Consider the following 15,857-nt stretch of genomic DNA (forward strand, 5'->3'; position numbering starts at 1 on the left):
ATGTCGGTCCATGCACTGATATTATTTAATAAACTTCAGATCGGCTTTGCGGTGCTTTTTGGCGTTAGTATAGAAATTTTCATGCGGTCCAATATTCAGAAGGTACAATGTCAGTTGTTCTTCCTGCCAGTTATAACCCAATAGTACTTGCTGTCCATTCAGACTGAATTTATGGACGCGAAGATAACTAAGGTCTCCCTTCTTTAGCTGCCCTATCTCAGGGTTTTCGATGATTACATCCACCGCATCCTCGATGATAACTAAATCATCTTCAGGCAGCTTGCTGAGAGTCTTTTTGAAAACCGGGCTTTCATATACATTAATCCCGGTTTCGTTTGGTTCTACGCTCATATTTGGTCGCTTTTCCAGAAACAACAGCTTCGCGTGCGATCAGTGCTTCACGGATGAATTCATAGGATAGATCTGGATTGTCTTCAACCATCTGTCCAATTTTACTCCAATGCTCGATCTGCTTAGGTACTGTTCGGTGCGCGGCGGCTGAGTGAATTCTCACGCTCTCGACGAAGTCATCGTCAAGACGAACACTAGTTGCCATTTGCATTCTCCATTGTGCTTTTTATCTTTTAAGCTGATTATTTGAAATTAATCATATTAAGCATTCTGCGACAAAATGTTGCATTTTGCAACAATGTCATTCTAAAGCTCAGGGCAATTTTACCAGCTTCGGTCCATGTCCATTCAGCTCATCTTTACGCTGGCACAGGGTTTTGGGCGGGGTGGTGGTATCGCTTTGGGGTGACCCTCTGCCGCCAGGACGGCGGCAGTGGAGCGGTCAGGGATGACGAAAAGCGAGTCACACCAAAGCGATACCACCACCCCGCGTGGCACCTCTTTCAGCGTGGCACCTCTTTTAATATGGCATCATGGGAGCAGCAACTGCTAAGTCCAAGTATCACCCCAGCAAAAATATCACCAGTCTACGCGGTCCATGCGCACCCATTTGCAGTTTCTGTTCTATATCGGCACTGCGTGACGGGCCGGTAATCATATTCACGGTGCGGGGCAGGCTGGCCTGCTGTTCGCGCAAGCGTGCCCAGGCCTGTTCATAAACACCGACTATATCTTTACGCCGCAGCACCACCAGATGATTATCCGGCAGAAAGTTCAAGGTGGTAGGACTTTCCGGGCGGGAGTAGAGCATCAGCGTGCCGGTTTCAGCGATGCCGAGAAACGCACCGGTCAGGCTGGCCAGATCGCCCGCTTGCGCCACCCCTTCACGTACCTTCAGAGTGTCCGGTAGCTGTTGGCGCAGTGTCTTCAGTGATTCATCTGTTGCCATGACCAGTTCATCAATACCGGCTTCCTGTAGCCATTCAGCTACGGCTGCAGGCAAGGCACTGGCATTGCTCAGCTCAAACACTTCAGCGGCGGCTTCACGAGCCATGTCGATAAACAGGGTTTGGGTTTGTGCCTCAGGCAGTTGTGCGCGGGCGGGGATCAGGTTGGCGGCATGGGCGGAGATGCGCGTCGCCACGCGGGCCTTGTCGGCCTCAGTCGCTTGCGTGCGGCCTAAACCACGGCGAATATTGCCCAGAATTTCTGCTTTACTCATGATGACTGCCCCGTTTTCTGTTTTTCCTGCCACTGTTGCATAAAGGTTTTACCACTCGGTGCGGGCATCTCCCGACCCTCTGTCCAGCCACCTGCCAGGGGCAGTTTGCTAATGCGGCCTTTTTTGCCTGCCATCAGCCGCAGTACACCACTGCTGAGAGAGGTTACGGTGCGATACAGGGCCGGACGTTTGGCCAGATAACCCCAAACCCCCAGACCCCAGCGGGCAGTGCGAGGTGTCAGGTGTTTTTCAAACTCATTTTTACGCCAGTGACGCATCAGTTTGGGCAGGGGAATATGCACCGGGCAAACCGATTCACACTTGCCGCAGAAGGTAGAGGCGTTGGGCAGCAGCGCGGCCTTTTCGATACCGATCATCTGGGGTGTCAGCACTGAACCCATGGGGCCTGGGTACACCCAGCCATAACTGTGACCACCTATCGCACCATAGACAGGGCAGTGATTCATACAAGCGGCACAACGTATGCAGCGCAGCATATCCTGGAGTTCCGTGCCGACCATCTCACTGCGGCCATTATCGACCAGCACCACATGAAAGTCTTCCGGGCCATCCTGATCTCCAGGGCGACGCGGACCGGTGGAAAGGGTGTTGTATACAGTAAACTCCTGCCCTGTGGCTGAGCGTGCCAGCAGACGTAAAAACAGAGTCATATCTTCCAGCGTGGGCACTACCTTCTCGATTGAGGTAACAACAATATGGGTTTTTGGCAGGGTCTGGGTCAGATCGCCATTACCTTCGTTGGTGACGATAATGCTGGAGCCGGTTTCAGCGACCAGAAAGTTGGCACCGGTAATGCCCACATCGGCGGCGACAAACTTGGTGCGTAACACTTCACGCGCTTCCTGCATCAGCACCGCCGGGTCCATGGACTTGGGTTGGTGATGATGCTCATGGAAGGTTTCCGACACATCCTCCAGATTCAAATGGATGGCAGGGGCGATGATATGGCTGGGATGTTCACCGCGCAGTTGCAGTATATATTCACCCAAATCGGTTTCGACCGGGGTGACGCCATTGGCCTGGAGGTAGTCATTCAGATTGATCTCTTCCGTGACCATGGATTTACCCTTGGTGACGGTTTTGGCATCTTTATCTTTACAGATTTTCAGAATGGTTTCGCGCGCTTCTTCGGCGCTGCGACACCAGTGCACATGGCCCCCATTTTCCAGTACCTTGGCTTCAAAGGTTTCCAGATAGATATCCAGGTGTTCGATAATATGGTTTTTCAGATCACGCGCTTCATCACGCAACTGATCAAATTCCGGCAGGCGCGCCATGGCTGCCGCACGCTTGTGTGGAAAACCGGTTTTGACGTTGCCAAGGGCTTTTTGCAGGCCGACATCCTGCAAGGCGATACGTGCATTGGCTTTAAAATCGGGGCTTGTAATTTGCATATCCGGCTCCTGTTACAGCGATTTGCCAAGGGCATAGGCAGATTCGCCCAGTGCCGGTTGTGAGGTCATATCCGCCAGTACTTCTACGATGTGGCGCACGGTTACGGGTTTACCTTCACGCTGCAGTTTACCGGCCATGTTCAGCAGGCAACCCAGGTCACCACCCAGCAGGGTTTGTGCGCCTGACTGGCTGATGCTTTCGGTTTTATTACCCACCATGCGGTTGGAAATTTCCGGATATTTGACACAGAAGGTGCCGCCGAACCCACAACAGGTTTCGCTCTCTTCCATCTCTTTCAGTTCAACGCCCTTCAGCTGAGCCAGGAGCTGGCGAGGTTGCTGCTTGATGCCCAGCTCACGCAAGCCAGAGCAGGAGTCATGATAGGTGACGCTGCCGCTGAACTGGCTGCTGAACTGATCATACTTCAGTACATCCACCAGAAAGGCGGTAATTTCGAAGGCCCGTGCTTTGAGGGCGATGGCGCGTGCCTGCCAGGGGTCCTCAGCACTGAACAGCTCCGGATAGTGGTGCAGCATGCTAATACAGGAACCCGAAGGCGCTACAACATATTCATAGCCATCCAGCGCCGCAATGGTCTGTCGGGCAATATCGGCCGAGGTGTTGAAGTCACCGCTGTTAAATGCGGGCTGTCCACAGCAGGTTTGCTGCTCGGGAACTTCGACTCGGCAGCCAGCCATTTCAAGCAGTTTGATGGTGGCAAAGCCCACCTCGGGGCGGTAGAGATCAGTCAGGCAGGTAACAAACAAGCCGACAACAGGTTGACTCTTATTATCTTTCACACTCAATCCTCAGAGGGCTGTAAACAAAAAGCGGTAAACCGCCGTATATCACTACAAGATAGGCGAGAGCGCAGGTAAAATAAACACTATCCCCTAAAGTGGTCTGACCAAGGTGGCGGCTTGAAACACAACAAAGCCCTAAGTACTCAAGAGACACTGTTGCAGCAACTGACCGGTCTTATCGCGACCGGTGAGCTGATTCCGGGTGCCCGGCTGCCATCAGAGCGGCGTATGGCAACCGACTATGCGGTATCCCGCGCCAGTGTGCGCCAGGCGGTACAGACGCTGCAAGGGCAGGCGTTAATAGAAACCCGGCATGGCGGTGGCAGTCGCTGTCTGAATTTATTGCAAACACATTTGCAGCTGCCCCAGTCCGGATCGGACAATCGCACGCTGCAGCTCGATGTGATGGAAGCGCGGGCGTTACTGGAAGGTGAGGCAGCCTATTACTGTGCTCTGCGTGCCAGTGATGCGCAGTTGGCAGCGCTGGCAACAGAATATCAGGCCATGCAATTGCGCAATCAGGGAAAATCCACCCTGCATAAGGCCAAGGAGGATTTAACCTTTCATACCATGATTGCAGAGTCCAGCCATCATCTGCTGGTGGTGAGCTTCAGTCAGCTATTCTATGCCCGCTATTTTAATGCCATACATCAGGCGCTCTTCACCACGCTGAAGCGCTACGGACGTTATCCGCAAGGTATAGCGCAGCAGCATGAAAAAATACACCGGGCGATCCAGGCACGTAATCCTGAGCTGGCGCGTACCGAGGCGCGAGAGCACATCCTCTATACGCGCAGCCTGCTGGAAAAAGCCTGACCTGGATTGCCTGGCCAAGTGAACCTAGGCAATCTTTTTTTCTATGGCCACAGCGGATCGGCTGCGGGCAAATGCATTTAAGACCGCCTGGAGTGTTGCCGCCGAGGTATCCTCTGCCACTGTCACGGCAGCATAGCTCACCTCGTCAACCTTCAGTGCCACACAGGCCTGCGCCTGGGCGTGGGTGCCCTCGGTCAGAGCACGTTCATCGAACTGCAGTATCTCGATGCCAACACCGAAACGTTTTTCCAGTGCGTTCACCAGGGCATCCACGGCGCCGCTACCCTGTCCCTGAAGGCTGGGCAAGTGTTCGGCCACTTTAAAGCTGCCTTTAACCACACCCTGTTCAGTATGCAGGTCATAGTCGAGCAGGGCCCAGTCAGCCTGGGTGGTATTGAAGCACTCTTCAAACAGTGATCTGATCTGCAGTGAGGTGATTTCGGCGCCGGTCTGTTCCGAGGCTTTTTGCACCACGCGGCTGATTTCGCTGTGCATCCATTTCGGTAAGATGATGCCGTAATCCCGCTCCAGTACCAGCGCCACACCGCCTTTGCCACTCTGGCTGTTGATGCGTACCACCGCTTCGTACTCACGTCCGATATCACGTGGATCGATGGGCAGGTACGCCACCTCCCAATGGGGTAACTGATGCTGTTCGTGGTAGTTGATGGACTTGCGAATGGCATCCTGATGGCTACCGGAAAAGGCGGTATACACCAGCTCGCCAGCCCAGGGGTGGCGCGCGGCTACTGGCAGCTCGGTGCAGTATTCCACTACCGCGATAATCTCTTTGATATTGGAAAAATCCAATTCCGGATCGACACCTTGAGAATAAAGGTTCATCCCCAGGGTAACGATATCCATATTACCGGTGCGCTCACCATTGCCCAGCAAAGTACCCTCAATTCTGTCAGCACCGGCCATAATGCCCAGCTCTGCTGCAGCCACGCCACAGCCACGGTCGTTGTGGGTGTGCAGGCTGATGATCACCCGATCGCGCTGTTGCAGATGGCGACAGAAATACTCTATCTGGTCTGCAAACACATTGGGCGTCGACATTTCCACTGTGGCGGGCAGGTTGATAATCACCTTGCGTCCATTTTCCGGTTGCCACTCAGCGATTACCGCATCACAAACCTCAACGGCGTAATCCAGCTCAGTACCGGTAAAACTCTCGGGTGAATACTGGAAGGCCCAGTCGGTTTGCGGATACCTGGTGGCATAGTCGCGTACCCAGCGCGCACCCTGAACCGCTATTGCCTTGATGCCGTCACGGTCCAGGCCAAAGACCTGTTCACGCTGTACCTGGGAGGTTGAGTTGTACACATGCACTATCGCCTGTTTCGCACCTTCCAGAGCTTCATAGGAACGTGCGATCAGGTCTTCACGGGCCTGAGTCAGAACCTGAATGGTCACATCAGCAGGAATCAGCTCTTCAGTAATCAGCTTGCGCACAAAATCAAAATCTGGCTGTGATGCCGATGGAAAGCCGACTTCAATTTCTTTAAAGCCCAGTTTGACCAGCAGGGCAAACATACGTGTCTTCTGATCCACATTCATTGGATTGATCAGTGCCTGATTACCGTCGCGTAGATCAACACTGCACCAGTGAGGTGCCTGGGTGATCTGCTGATCTGGCCAGGTGCGATCGGTTAAGCGAATCGGTGTAAACGCTCGGTATTTGCGATGATCAAACATGCTGAAGTCCTTAGAATCGGATTAACTGAGTACAGAGACAAGTTTACGCCCTTGCTCGCGCAATAGGGTTGCGAATTCAGGTTTGTTTGCGAGGTTTGCGCAATTAGAGTGTGGCGTATTACTATTAGAGTTATAAATTATTGCGCTATCGGGTTTTTAGGTGATGTATGTATGTTGAATTGGATCGTTTTGATATAAAAATATTGCAGCAGTTGCAGGTGGATGCGTCCATCTCCAATCAGGATCTGGCTGACCGGATCGGTCTGACCGCCGCGCCCTGTTCCCGGCGGGTGAAGCAACTGCTGGATACCGGTGTGATCGAGCGGCAGGTGGTGCGGGTGAACGAGCGTAAAGTAGGTTTAAACCTGATTGCCATGTTGCACATCATTATGGACAAGCATATCCCTGAGCGTTTCGAAGCCTTTGAAGCCGCCATTGCCGATATTCCCGAGGTGATGGAATGCTACCTGATCACCGGCCATGATGCTGACTACCAGCTCAAAGTCGCTGTTGCCGATATGGACAGCTACCACGACATCTTGCTGGGTAAAATCACTCGTATTACCGGGGTGAGTGGGGTGAAGTCATCCTTTATAATGCGTAAGGTGGTCGATACTACGGCGGTGCCGTTGCATTATATTCGGTAGTTTTTTGTGTGTCTGGTGTCGGGTTTGGGCGGGGCCTGAATGAAGCGTTGATGGTATTTTCATTATTGCTGATGGCACGAGATCTGAGGAAGGGTGTGCTACTCGCTGTGTCTGACTGTCTGCCGCCAGGACGGCGGCAGTCAAGCGGTCAGGGATGACAAAAAGCGTGTCAGACGCAGCGAGTAGCGCATCCGGACCAACTACCGTCCTTAGCTCTTTGTATGAATCAACTTGCAAACATTTACATTGAGGAGGGCAAACCATGTCTGATTTCATCCTGGCCAATGAGCCGGCTATCCGCATTCTGGGTTTTGTCTCGGTACTGAGTCTGATGGCGGTTTGGGAGACTCTTGCTACCCGACGTCACCAAACCATTAAACGTCTGCTGCGCTGGCCCGCCAATCTCGCCATCGTGGTTCTGGGTACCCTGGCTATTCGTCTGCTGTTTCCCCTGGCCGCTGTAGGCGCGGCGATCTATGCGTCCGAGCAGGGGTGGGGGCTGCTGAATCTGGTTTCAATACCAGGCTGGGTAACAGTGGTTCTCGCTATTATCGCTCTGGACCTGGCCATCTATTTTCAGCATCGGATATTTCATGCCGTTCCCTGGTTCTGGCGATTGCATCGCATGCATCACGCGGATCTGGAATTCGATGTAACCACCGGCTTGCGCTTTCATCCGCTTGAGATTGTGCTGTCCATGGCCATCAAAATGGCGGTTGTTGTGCTTGTTGGTGCCCCAGCATTGGCCGTGGTGGTATTCGAGGTACTACTGAATGCGTCGTCACTGTTTAATCACGGCAATGTTCGTCTTCCACAGAGGGTTGATCGCTGGTTAAGACTGCTTCTGGTGACCCCGGATATGCACCGGGTGCATCACTCTGCCATTCAGCGTGAAACCGACAGTAACTTCGGCTTTAGCGTATCCTGGTGGGACCGACTCTTTGGAACCTACCGCGCTCAGCCTGAAAAGGGGCATCTGGGCATGACCATCGGCATTGAGGATTTCCGGACGGAACGCGATTTGCGGCTGGACCAGATGCTGATACAGCCGTTCCGTCGCACCAAAAAATGGGTCAGACACAGCGAGTAGCGCACCCGGACCACACCGAGACACCACACCGAGACACCCTCGCAGTACCACACAGAGTTACCCCATACGCACCACAAATCCCCCGTCAATGCTGGAAAATCAGCCTGAAATCTGTATAATATTCACCCGCTGTACCTGGTTTGTACGGCTTTTTATTTTCCAGCATTCACATGCTTATGTGGCCTGTCGTAGGGGTCACCACTAAGATAAGGACTCAACATGCCCGTAATTACGCTCCCGGACGGCAGTTCACGCCAGTTCGATCACCCTGTTTCTGTATTTGATGTCGCCGCCGATATCGGCGCGGGTCTGGCTAAAGCCGCCCTGGCCGGTAAGGTTAATGGCGAGCTGGTTGATACCAGTTACACTATCGATACAGATGTTGAATTGGCAATCGTGACGGCACGAGACGAAGAAGGCGTGGATATTATCCGCCATTCGTGTGCCCACCTGATGGCCATGGCTGTGCAGGATCTGTTTCCGGGTGCACAGGTCACCATCGGGCCGGTGATCGACAACGGTTTTTACTATGACTTTGCCTATGAGCGCCCGTTCACACCGGAAGATCTGGAGAAGATCGAAGCGCGCATGCATGCACTGTCCAAGCAGAATTTGCCGGTCGAGCGTTCGTTGATGAGTCGTGATGAAGCGGTTGCGTTGTTCGAAGAGATGGGCGAGTCCTACAAGGTTGAGATCATTAGTGATATCCCTTCCGACCAGCCACTGTCCTTCTACAAGCAGGGTGATTTTATCGACCTGTGCCGTGGCCCGCACGTGCCTTCAACCGGTCATATCAAAGTCTTCAAGCTGATGAAGGTGGCCGGTGCCTACTGGCGTGGCAATTCTGATAATGAAATGCTGCAGCGTATCTATGGTACCGCCTGGGGCGATAAAAAAGATCTGAAAGACTATCTGTTCCGCCTGGAAGAAGCCGAGAAGCGTGACCACCGTAAACTGGGTAAGTCCCTACACCTGTTCCACATGCAGGAAGAAGCACCGGGTATGGTGTTCTGGCATCCGCATGGCTGGACAGTGTATCAGCAGATTGAACAGTATATGCGTGCCAAGCAGATCAGGCATGGTTACCAGGAAATCAAAACTCCGATGGTGGTTGAGCGTACCTTGTGGGAGAAGTCCGGACACTGGGACAAATTCCACGAAGAGATGTTTACCACCCATTCGGAAAGTCGCGACTTTGCCATCAAGCCAATGAACTGCCCTTGTCATGTGCAGGTGTTCAACCAGGGGCTGCGTTCTTATCGCGATCTGCCGCTGCGTCTGGCTGAGTTCGGTTCCTGTCATCGTAATGAGCCTTCTGGTGCGTTGCACGGTATTATGCGTGTACGTGGCTTTGTCCAGGATGATGCACATATTTTCTGTGCCGAAAACACGATTCAGAAAGAAGTGGCTGACTTCATCAATTTTCTGCATGAAGTCTATAATGATTTTGGCTTTACCAACGTCATTTATAAACTGTCGACACGTCCGGAAAAACGCGTCGGTTCGGATGAGAGCTGGGATAAAGCCGAGAAAGCCCTGGCAGATGCACTCGATGCAGCTGGACTGGATTGGGAAGAGTTGCCGGGTGAAGGTGCCTTTTATGGCCCGAAAATCGAATTCTCGCTCAAAGATTGCCTGGGACGTGTATGGCAATGTGGCACGATTCAGGTGGATTTCTCCATGCCAGGTCGTCTGGGAGCACAATTTGTTAACGAAGTAGGTGATAGAGAAGTGCCTGTCATGCTACATCGTGCTATCCTAGGTTCCTTCGAGCGGTTTATTGGTATTCTGATCGAACACTATGCAGGTGCTTTGCCGGTTTGGCTGAGTCCTGTTCAGGCGGTGTTACTGAATATTACCGATAAACAGGCAGATTTTTGCCAGAAAGTGAACGAAAAACTGCAAGAAGCAGGAATACGTTCACAGATAGACTTGAGAAACGAGAAGATCGGCTTTAAAATCCGCGAGCACACTTTACAGAAAGTCCCTTACCTCTTGGTAGTGGGCGATAAAGAAGTGGAATCCGGAACCGTAGCAGTGCGTACGCGCTCCGGTCAGGATCTAGGCAGTCTTCCCGTTGATGATCTGATTGAACTATTGAAATCAGACATCAGCCGCAAGTCGGCTCAAGAATAAAGAATTCGTCAGGAGATAGTACTATCAGGCGTGATAACAAAAGAGGTGGCCGTGCGCCGTTGCCACCCATTAATGAAAATATCCGTGCAACTGAACTGCGTTTAATTGCTGCAGATGGTGCACAGGTTGGTATCGTAACGATTGATCAGGCGCTTGAGCTAGCTCTCGCGTCTGAACTTGACCTGGTTCAGATCTCTGATTCTGATCCCATAGTCTGTAAGATAATGGATTATGGTAAGCATCAGTATGAACTGAAGAAAAAAGCAAATGAGGCTAAGAAGAAACAGACTCAGATGCAGGTCAAGGAAGTGAAATTCCGTCCCGGTACGGATGAAGGGGATTATCAGGTAAAACTGCGCAACCTGATACGTTTCCTTGAAAGCGGAGACAAAACCAAGGTAACCCTTAGGTTCCGTGGTCGTGAGATGGCTCACCAGGAGCTGGGCATGCAATTGCTGAAGCGGATCGAAGCTGATCTGTCTGAATTCGGCATTGTAGAACAGCATCCAAAAATGGAAGGTCGTCAAATGGTCATGGTTGTTGCTCCGAAGAAGAAATAGTCATCCAGGCTGCAGACCCGCTCGCCACACAGTTATCTGAGTGGCGGGCGGGTTTTGTTGTTTCGCGTGTGACTGATTAATAAACGAATGCGTGGAGTGAAAGTAATGCCAAAGATTAAAACTGTCCGCGGTGCGGCAAAGCGTTTCAAAAAAACTGCGAATGGCATCAAGCACAAGCAGTCCTTTAAAAGCCACATTCTGACCAAGAAGAGTACCAAGCGTAAGCGTCAGCTGCGCCCGATGATGCAGGTTCACGAGAGTGATGTGAAACTTGTTAAACGTATGCTCCCGACACTGTAAGTGTTACTTGAGTCAAGACTGAAATTTTATAGGAAGGAAATGTTATGCCTCGCGTAAAACGTGGTGTTGTGGCGCGTCGTCGTCATAAGAAAATTCTGAAACTGGCCAAGGGTTACTATGGTGCCCGTAGCCGTGTATTCCGTGTAGCCAAACAGGCGGTTATCAAAGCCGGTCAGTATGCTTATCGTGACCGTCGTCAACGTAAGCGTCAGTTCCGTGCTCTGTGGATTGCCCGTATCAATGCGGCTGCACGTATTAATGGTCTGTCTTACAGCCGTTTCATTGCTGGTTTGAAAAAAGCCAACATCGAAATCGACCGTAAAGTGCTGGCTGACCTGGCTGTTAATCAGCAGAATGCCTTTGCTGCCGTGGTTGAAAAGGCCAAAGTAGCGCTGGCGTAAGCCAACACCCACCTATTGGTAGGTTAGAAACTGACAGATAAGGGGAGGGGTGTATACCTTCCCCTTTTTTATGCGGAGTTGAAACAATGGAAAATCTTGCACAACTGTTAGAACAGGGCAAGCAAGCTGTAGCACAGGCTGATAATGTCAGGCTGCTGGATGAGGTGCGCGTTCAGTACCTGGGTAAGAAAGGTGAGCTTACCCAGTTATTGAAAGGCCTGGGTAAACTGTCGGCTGAAGAGCGTCCTGCGGCAGGCGCAAAAATCAACGAAGCCAAGGAAGCCTTGCAGGCTGAACTGGATCAGCGTCGGGATACTCTGGAAGCTGAGGCTCTGAGTGCCAAGCTGGCGGCTGAACAGATCGATGTCACTCTGCCGGGCCGTGGTCAGGGTCTGGGTGGAATGCATCCGGTGACCCGTACTCTGGAGCGTATCGAAGCGTTCTTCGGTAGCATTGGCTTCAGTGTTGCTGAAGGTCCGGAAGTGGAAGATGACTACCACAACTTTGAGGCGCTGAATATTCCTGCGCATCATCCGGCACGTGCCATGCACGATACCTTCTATTTTGATGCCCACACCCTGTTGCGTACGCATACCTCACCTGTGCAGGTGCGCACCATGGAAACCAAGCAGCCACCGATCCGGATCATCTGTCCGGGCCGGGTGTACCGCTGCGACTATGACCAGACCCACTCACCCATGTTTCATCAGGTTGAGGGTTTGCTGGTCGACAAGAACGTCAGCTTTGCCGACCTGAAAGGTACGCTGGAAGAGTTTCTGCGGGAATTTTTCGAAGAGGATGTCAAAGTCCGCTTCCGTCCCTCCTATTTCCCCTTTACCGAGCCGTCTATTGAAGTGGATATAGATCGCGGTGATGGCAAGTGGCTGGAAGTGCTGGGCTGCGGCATGGTGCACCCGAAAGTATTTGAGTATTCCGGTATCGACCCCGAAGTCTACACCGGCTTTGCCTTTGGTATGGGGGTAGAGCGACTGGCGATGTTGCGTTATGGCGTGAATGACTTGCGCCTGTTCTTTGAAAATGACCTGCGCTTTTTAGGTCAGTTCAGTTAAGTCGTCGTCATCGTCAGCTCTAAGGATTAACAGGATTAAACAATGAAATTCAGTGAACAGTGGTTACGTGAATGGGTACAGCCCGCTTTGGCAACACAGGCGCTTGCCGATCAGTTGAGCCTGGCTGGTCTTGAAGTCGATGACGTCAGTGCCGTTGCAGGTGAGTTCAGCGGTGTGGTCGTGGCTGAAATCATCTCGGCAGAGCAACATCCGGATGCTGATAAACTCAAGCTTTGTCAAGTTAGCGATGGCAGCGAGACCTATCAGGTGGTGTGTGGCGCCGCCAATGCCCGTGCTGGCCTGAAAACGGCCTTTGCCCGTGTCGGCGCCAACTTACCCGGCGACTTCCGTATCAAGCGTGCCAAGCTGCGCGGTGTAGAATCCATGGGCATGCTCTGTGCCGAAGATGAGCTGGGCTTGTCTGACGATCATGCAGGTATCATGGAGCTGGCAGTTGATGCGCCGGTCGGTGCTGACCTGCGTGACTACCTGAATCTGAACGACAGCCTGATCGATGTCGATCTGACTCCAAACCGTGGCGATTGCCTGAGCATTGCCGGTATGGCCCGTGAAGTTGGTGTGCTCAATCAGGTGCCCGTTAAGCCGGTAACGATTGAACCGGTGGCGGCGGTAATTGACGATACCTTCCCGGTCACGCTCGCCGCGCCAGACGCCTGCCCACGTTATGTGGGTCGGGTGATCCGCAATATCAATCCTGGTGCTGAAACGCCGCTATGGATGCAGGAAAAACTGCGTCGCTCCGGTATTCGCAGTATCGATCCTGTGGTGGATGTGACCAACTATATCTTGTTGGAGCTGGGTCAGCCGATGCATGCGTTTGATCTGCAGCAGCTCAGCGATGGCATTACGGTGCGCATGGCTCAGGCGGGTGAAACCCTGGTGTTGCTGGATGAAACCGAGGTGACCCTCAATCCAGATACGCTGCTGATCACCGATGCCAAAGGGCCACTGGCCATGGCCGGTATCATGGGCGGTGATGCCAGTGGCGTGACCGATAAAACCCGCGATATCTTCCTGGAAAGCGCCTATTTCAACCCGCTGTCTATTGTTGGTCGGGCGCGTAATTACGGTTTGCATACTGACTCATCACATCGCTTTGAACGGGGTGTTGACTGGCAGTTACAACGCCAGGCCATCGAGCGCGCGACTGCCTTGTTGCTGGAGATCGTCGGTGGTGAACCCGGCCCTGTGACCGAGGCCGTGAGTGAAACTGATTTGCCCGTTACCCCAGTGGTACGCCTGCGAGATGCCAAAATCAATGCCATGTTGGCGATGGAGATGCCCAGTACCACGGTTGAGGATATTCTCACGCGTCTGGGCATGACCTTGAGCCGTAAAACGGAAGAGGCGGCCTGGGCTGTGCAGGTGCCTTCCTGGCGCTTTGATATCACCCTGGAAGTTGATCTGATCGAAGAGCTTGCTCGGGTGTATGGCTATGACAACTTACCGGTACGCATCCCTATCGCCCAGTTACCGCTGCCGCCTATCAGCGAAGCGCGTGTTGATCTGGCGCGAGTACGCCGCCACTTGATCAGTCGTAACTATCAGGAAGCCATTACTTACAGCTTCATTGAATCCGGTCTGTCAGCCCTGTTTGATCCGGATACCCAGCCGCTGGCGCTGGCAAACCCCATCTCAGCCGAAATGGCGGTGATGCGCACCACGCTCTGGCCAGGTCTGATTAAAGCGGTGCAGTATAACCAGAACCGTCAGCAGTCGCGTATTCGTCTGTTCGAGACGGGCCAGCGCTTCATCCCTCAGGGCGACACACTGGTGCAGGAAAATGCCATTGCCGGTGTTATTACCGGTGGACGTGATTCTGAAGGCTGGATGGCTGGAAAAGATAAAGTCGATTTTTTTGATATAAAAGGTGATGTTGAAACCCTGCTGGCGCTGGGAGGCGAGGCTGATAGCTTCCGTTTTGTGGCGGCGCAGCATCCGGCACTGCACCCAGGGCAGTCAGCCAAGATTGAGCGTAATGGCGAAACGCTGGGGTATATCGGCGCGATGCACCCGATTTTGTTGAAAAAACTAGACCTCAATGGTCCTGTTTATCTATTTGAATTAAAACAGGATATAGTCACAGCTGGACGTCTGCCACGCTATACGCCCTTGTCTAAATTCCCGGAAATGCGCCGTGACCTGTCATTGCTGGTGGACGAGCATGTCAGCTACGATGCTATTCGTGATGTGGTCTCCAGTTCAGCTGGCGATGCACTAAAACAGGTCATACTTTTTGACCTTTACCAGGGACAAGGCATTGAAGCAGGTAGAAAAAGTCTTGCTTTGGGCTTGACCTGGCAGCATCCTTCGCGCACTCTTACTGATGAAGAAATAAACAATAGCGTATCTGCTGTTGTGGTGGCACTGACAACACATTGCGGTGCATCGTTAAGAGATTAAAGACAGGGTGATTGTCATGGGCTCTTTGACTAAAGCCGAGATGGCTGAGCGTTTGTTCGACGAACTGGGTTTGAATAAGCGTGAAGCTAAAGAAATGGTGGAATCTTTTTTTAACGAAATACGTGAATGTCTGGCATCCAATGAGCAGGTAAAACTCTCCGGCTTCGGCAACTTTGACCTGCGTGACAAACGCCAGCGTCCAGGTCGTAACCCGAAAACAGGCGAGGAAGTGCCCATTTCGGCGCGCCGGGTAGTCACGTTCAGGCCAGGCCAGAAACTGAAGGAGCGCGTGGACATCTATGCCGGCAGCCGGAGAGAAGAATCCTGAGCTGGAACCCATTCCGGGCAAACGCTATTTTACCATCGGCGAGGCTGCAAAACTCTGCGACCTCAAGCCGCATGTATTGCGTTACTGGGAGCAGGAGTTCAAGCAGATACAGCCGGTCAAGCGCAATAACCGTCGCTATTATCAGCGTCAGGATCTATTGCTGATCCGCCAGATACGCAGTCTGCTTTACGAGCAGGGTTTTACTATTACTGGTGCCAGGCAATGGCTCAGTGGTGACGAAGCCAATGATGACTCTGCCCGCTACCAGCAGTTGATTCGCCAGACCATTAATGAGCTGGACGAAATACTTAAATTGTTAAAATCCGTTAAATAATAGCTTCACACATTCAAAAGCTTAGTGTACTATTTGCAACCTCTTACGGATCAGAGCAACTCTGATCCCGCCTTAGTCGGGGCGTAGCGCAGCCTGGTAGCGCACTTGCATGGGGTGCAAGGGGTCGCAGGTTCAAATCCTGCCGTCCCGACCAATTAAATCAAAGAGTTACATTAATCGCCGCCTGGCGATTTTTTGCTTTTTGGGGTTTAGAGCCTTTCTCGTGACCGTTCCGTGACCGTTTGAGATTTGCTTATCTTT

17 protein-coding genes and 1 tRNA gene are annotated in these 15,857 nt (G+C 52.4%); 12 read left to right on the forward strand and 6 right to left on the reverse strand.

The features are described from left to right. Window positions 1–21 precede the first annotated feature (21 nt). The 5 genes from F5I99_RS04720 to F5I99_RS04740 all read right to left on the reverse strand — a co-directional run bounded on the left by F5I99_RS04720 (window position 22) and on the right by F5I99_RS04740 (window position 3,789). Window positions 22–351 carry a type II toxin-antitoxin system RelE/ParE family toxin gene (locus tag F5I99_RS04720; RefSeq protein ID WP_151053886.1) on the reverse strand — a complete coding sequence of 110 codons (330 nt, stop codon included), beginning with the start codon at window positions 349–351 and terminating at the stop codon, window positions 22–24. Next, window positions 320–556, reverse strand: a complete 237-nt coding sequence (locus F5I99_RS04725; protein WP_151053887.1) for a ParD-like family protein — start codon at window positions 554–556, stop codon at window positions 320–322. Before F5I99_RS04725 ends, F5I99_RS04720 begins: the two co-directional genes overlap by 32 nt. Window positions 557–913: 357 nt before the next feature. Next, window positions 914–1,573 (reverse strand): LutC/YkgG family protein, encoded by a 660-nt coding sequence (locus F5I99_RS04730; RefSeq protein WP_151053888.1) that lies wholly within the window; start codon window positions 1,571–1,573, stop codon window positions 914–916. Then, window positions 1,570–2,988 carry a LutB/LldF family L-lactate oxidation iron-sulfur protein gene (locus tag F5I99_RS04735; protein WP_151053889.1) on the reverse strand — a complete coding sequence of 473 codons (1,419 nt, stop codon included), beginning with the start codon at window positions 2,986–2,988 and terminating at the stop codon, window positions 1,570–1,572. The genes F5I99_RS04730 and F5I99_RS04735 overlap by 4 nt, the downstream gene beginning before the upstream one ends. Before the next feature lie 12 nt (window positions 2,989–3,000). Further along, entirely contained in the window at window positions 3,001–3,789 is a 789-nt protein-coding gene (locus F5I99_RS04740) for a (Fe-S)-binding protein (RefSeq protein ID WP_151053890.1), read from the reverse strand. 120 nt (window positions 3,790–3,909) lie between these two features. Here F5I99_RS04740 and F5I99_RS04745 point away from each other — a divergent pair, with 120 nt between their 5' ends. Continuing rightward, on the forward strand, window positions 3,910–4,608 hold the full coding sequence (locus F5I99_RS04745) for a FadR/GntR family transcriptional regulator (protein WP_151053891.1): 699 nt from the start codon (window positions 3,910–3,912) through the stop codon (window positions 4,606–4,608). A gap of 24 nt (window positions 4,609–4,632) precedes the next feature. Here the strand turns inward: F5I99_RS04745 and leuA are convergent, their stop codons facing one another. Then, the gene (leuA, locus tag F5I99_RS04750) at window positions 4,633–6,306 is read right to left on the reverse strand and encodes a 2-isopropylmalate synthase (RefSeq protein ID WP_151053892.1); all 1,674 of its coding nucleotides are present in this window, start codon (window positions 6,304–6,306) and stop codon (window positions 4,633–4,635) included. A 167-nt stretch (window positions 6,307–6,473) separates the two neighbouring features. On the opposite strand from leuA, the gene F5I99_RS04755 reads away from it, so the two are divergent. The 11 genes from F5I99_RS04755 to F5I99_RS04805 all read left to right on the forward strand — a co-directional run bounded on the left by F5I99_RS04755 (window position 6,474) and on the right by F5I99_RS04805 (window position 15,750). Beyond that, complete coding sequence (locus F5I99_RS04755; RefSeq protein WP_151053893.1) at window positions 6,474–6,953, forward strand: Lrp/AsnC family transcriptional regulator; 480 nt, start codon at window positions 6,474–6,476, stop codon at window positions 6,951–6,953. A 262-nt stretch (window positions 6,954–7,215) separates the two neighbouring features. Beyond that, on the forward strand, window positions 7,216–8,043 hold the full coding sequence (locus F5I99_RS04760; protein ID WP_151053894.1) for a sterol desaturase family protein: 828 nt from the start codon (window positions 7,216–7,218) through the stop codon (window positions 8,041–8,043). A gap of 219 nt (window positions 8,044–8,262) precedes the next feature. Further along, window positions 8,263–10,179: a threonine--tRNA ligase gene (gene thrS, locus F5I99_RS04765; protein ID WP_151053895.1), complete on the forward strand. Its 1,917-nt coding sequence runs from the start codon at window positions 8,263–8,265 to the stop codon at window positions 10,177–10,179. 59 nt (window positions 10,180–10,238) lie between these two features. Further along, entirely contained in the window at window positions 10,239–10,739 is a 501-nt protein-coding gene (infC, locus tag F5I99_RS04770; RefSeq protein WP_225307557.1) for a translation initiation factor IF-3, read from the forward strand. Between the two features lie 105 nt (window positions 10,740–10,844). Next, on the forward strand, window positions 10,845–11,039 hold the full coding sequence (gene rpmI / locus F5I99_RS04775; RefSeq protein WP_036518908.1) for a 50S ribosomal protein L35: 195 nt from the start codon (window positions 10,845–10,847) through the stop codon (window positions 11,037–11,039). Between the two features lie 44 nt (window positions 11,040–11,083). Beyond that, the gene (gene rplT, locus F5I99_RS04780) at window positions 11,084–11,440 is read left to right on the forward strand and encodes a 50S ribosomal protein L20 (protein ID WP_036518910.1); all 357 of its coding nucleotides are present in this window, start codon (window positions 11,084–11,086) and stop codon (window positions 11,438–11,440) included. Window positions 11,441–11,526: 86 nt separating this feature from the next. Next, window positions 11,527–12,510 (forward strand): phenylalanine--tRNA ligase subunit alpha, encoded by a 984-nt coding sequence (gene pheS / locus F5I99_RS04785; RefSeq protein ID WP_151053897.1) that lies wholly within the window; start codon window positions 11,527–11,529, stop codon window positions 12,508–12,510. Between the two features lie 42 nt (window positions 12,511–12,552). Further along, window positions 12,553–14,934, forward strand: coding sequence for a phenylalanine--tRNA ligase subunit beta (pheT, locus tag F5I99_RS04790; RefSeq protein WP_151053898.1), 2,382 nt, complete (start codon window positions 12,553–12,555; stop codon window positions 14,932–14,934). 16 nt (window positions 14,935–14,950) lie between these two features. Then, on the forward strand, window positions 14,951–15,262 hold the full coding sequence (gene ihfA / locus F5I99_RS04795; RefSeq protein WP_036518915.1) for an integration host factor subunit alpha: 312 nt from the start codon (window positions 14,951–14,953) through the stop codon (window positions 15,260–15,262). Beyond that, the gene (locus tag F5I99_RS04800; RefSeq protein ID WP_151053899.1) at window positions 15,234–15,596 is read left to right on the forward strand and encodes a MerR family transcriptional regulator; all 363 of its coding nucleotides are present in this window, start codon (window positions 15,234–15,236) and stop codon (window positions 15,594–15,596) included. The genes ihfA and F5I99_RS04800 overlap by 29 nt, the downstream gene beginning before the upstream one ends. A 77-nt stretch (window positions 15,597–15,673) precedes the next feature. Beyond that, window positions 15,674–15,750 (forward strand) — tRNA-Pro (locus F5I99_RS04805). Window positions 15,751–15,857: the final 107 nt, after the last annotated feature.

Origin of the sequence: Nitrincola iocasae (assembly GCF_008727795.1) — a bacterium.
Taxonomy (GTDB): Bacteria; Pseudomonadota; Gammaproteobacteria; order Pseudomonadales; family Balneatricaceae; genus Nitrincola; species Nitrincola iocasae.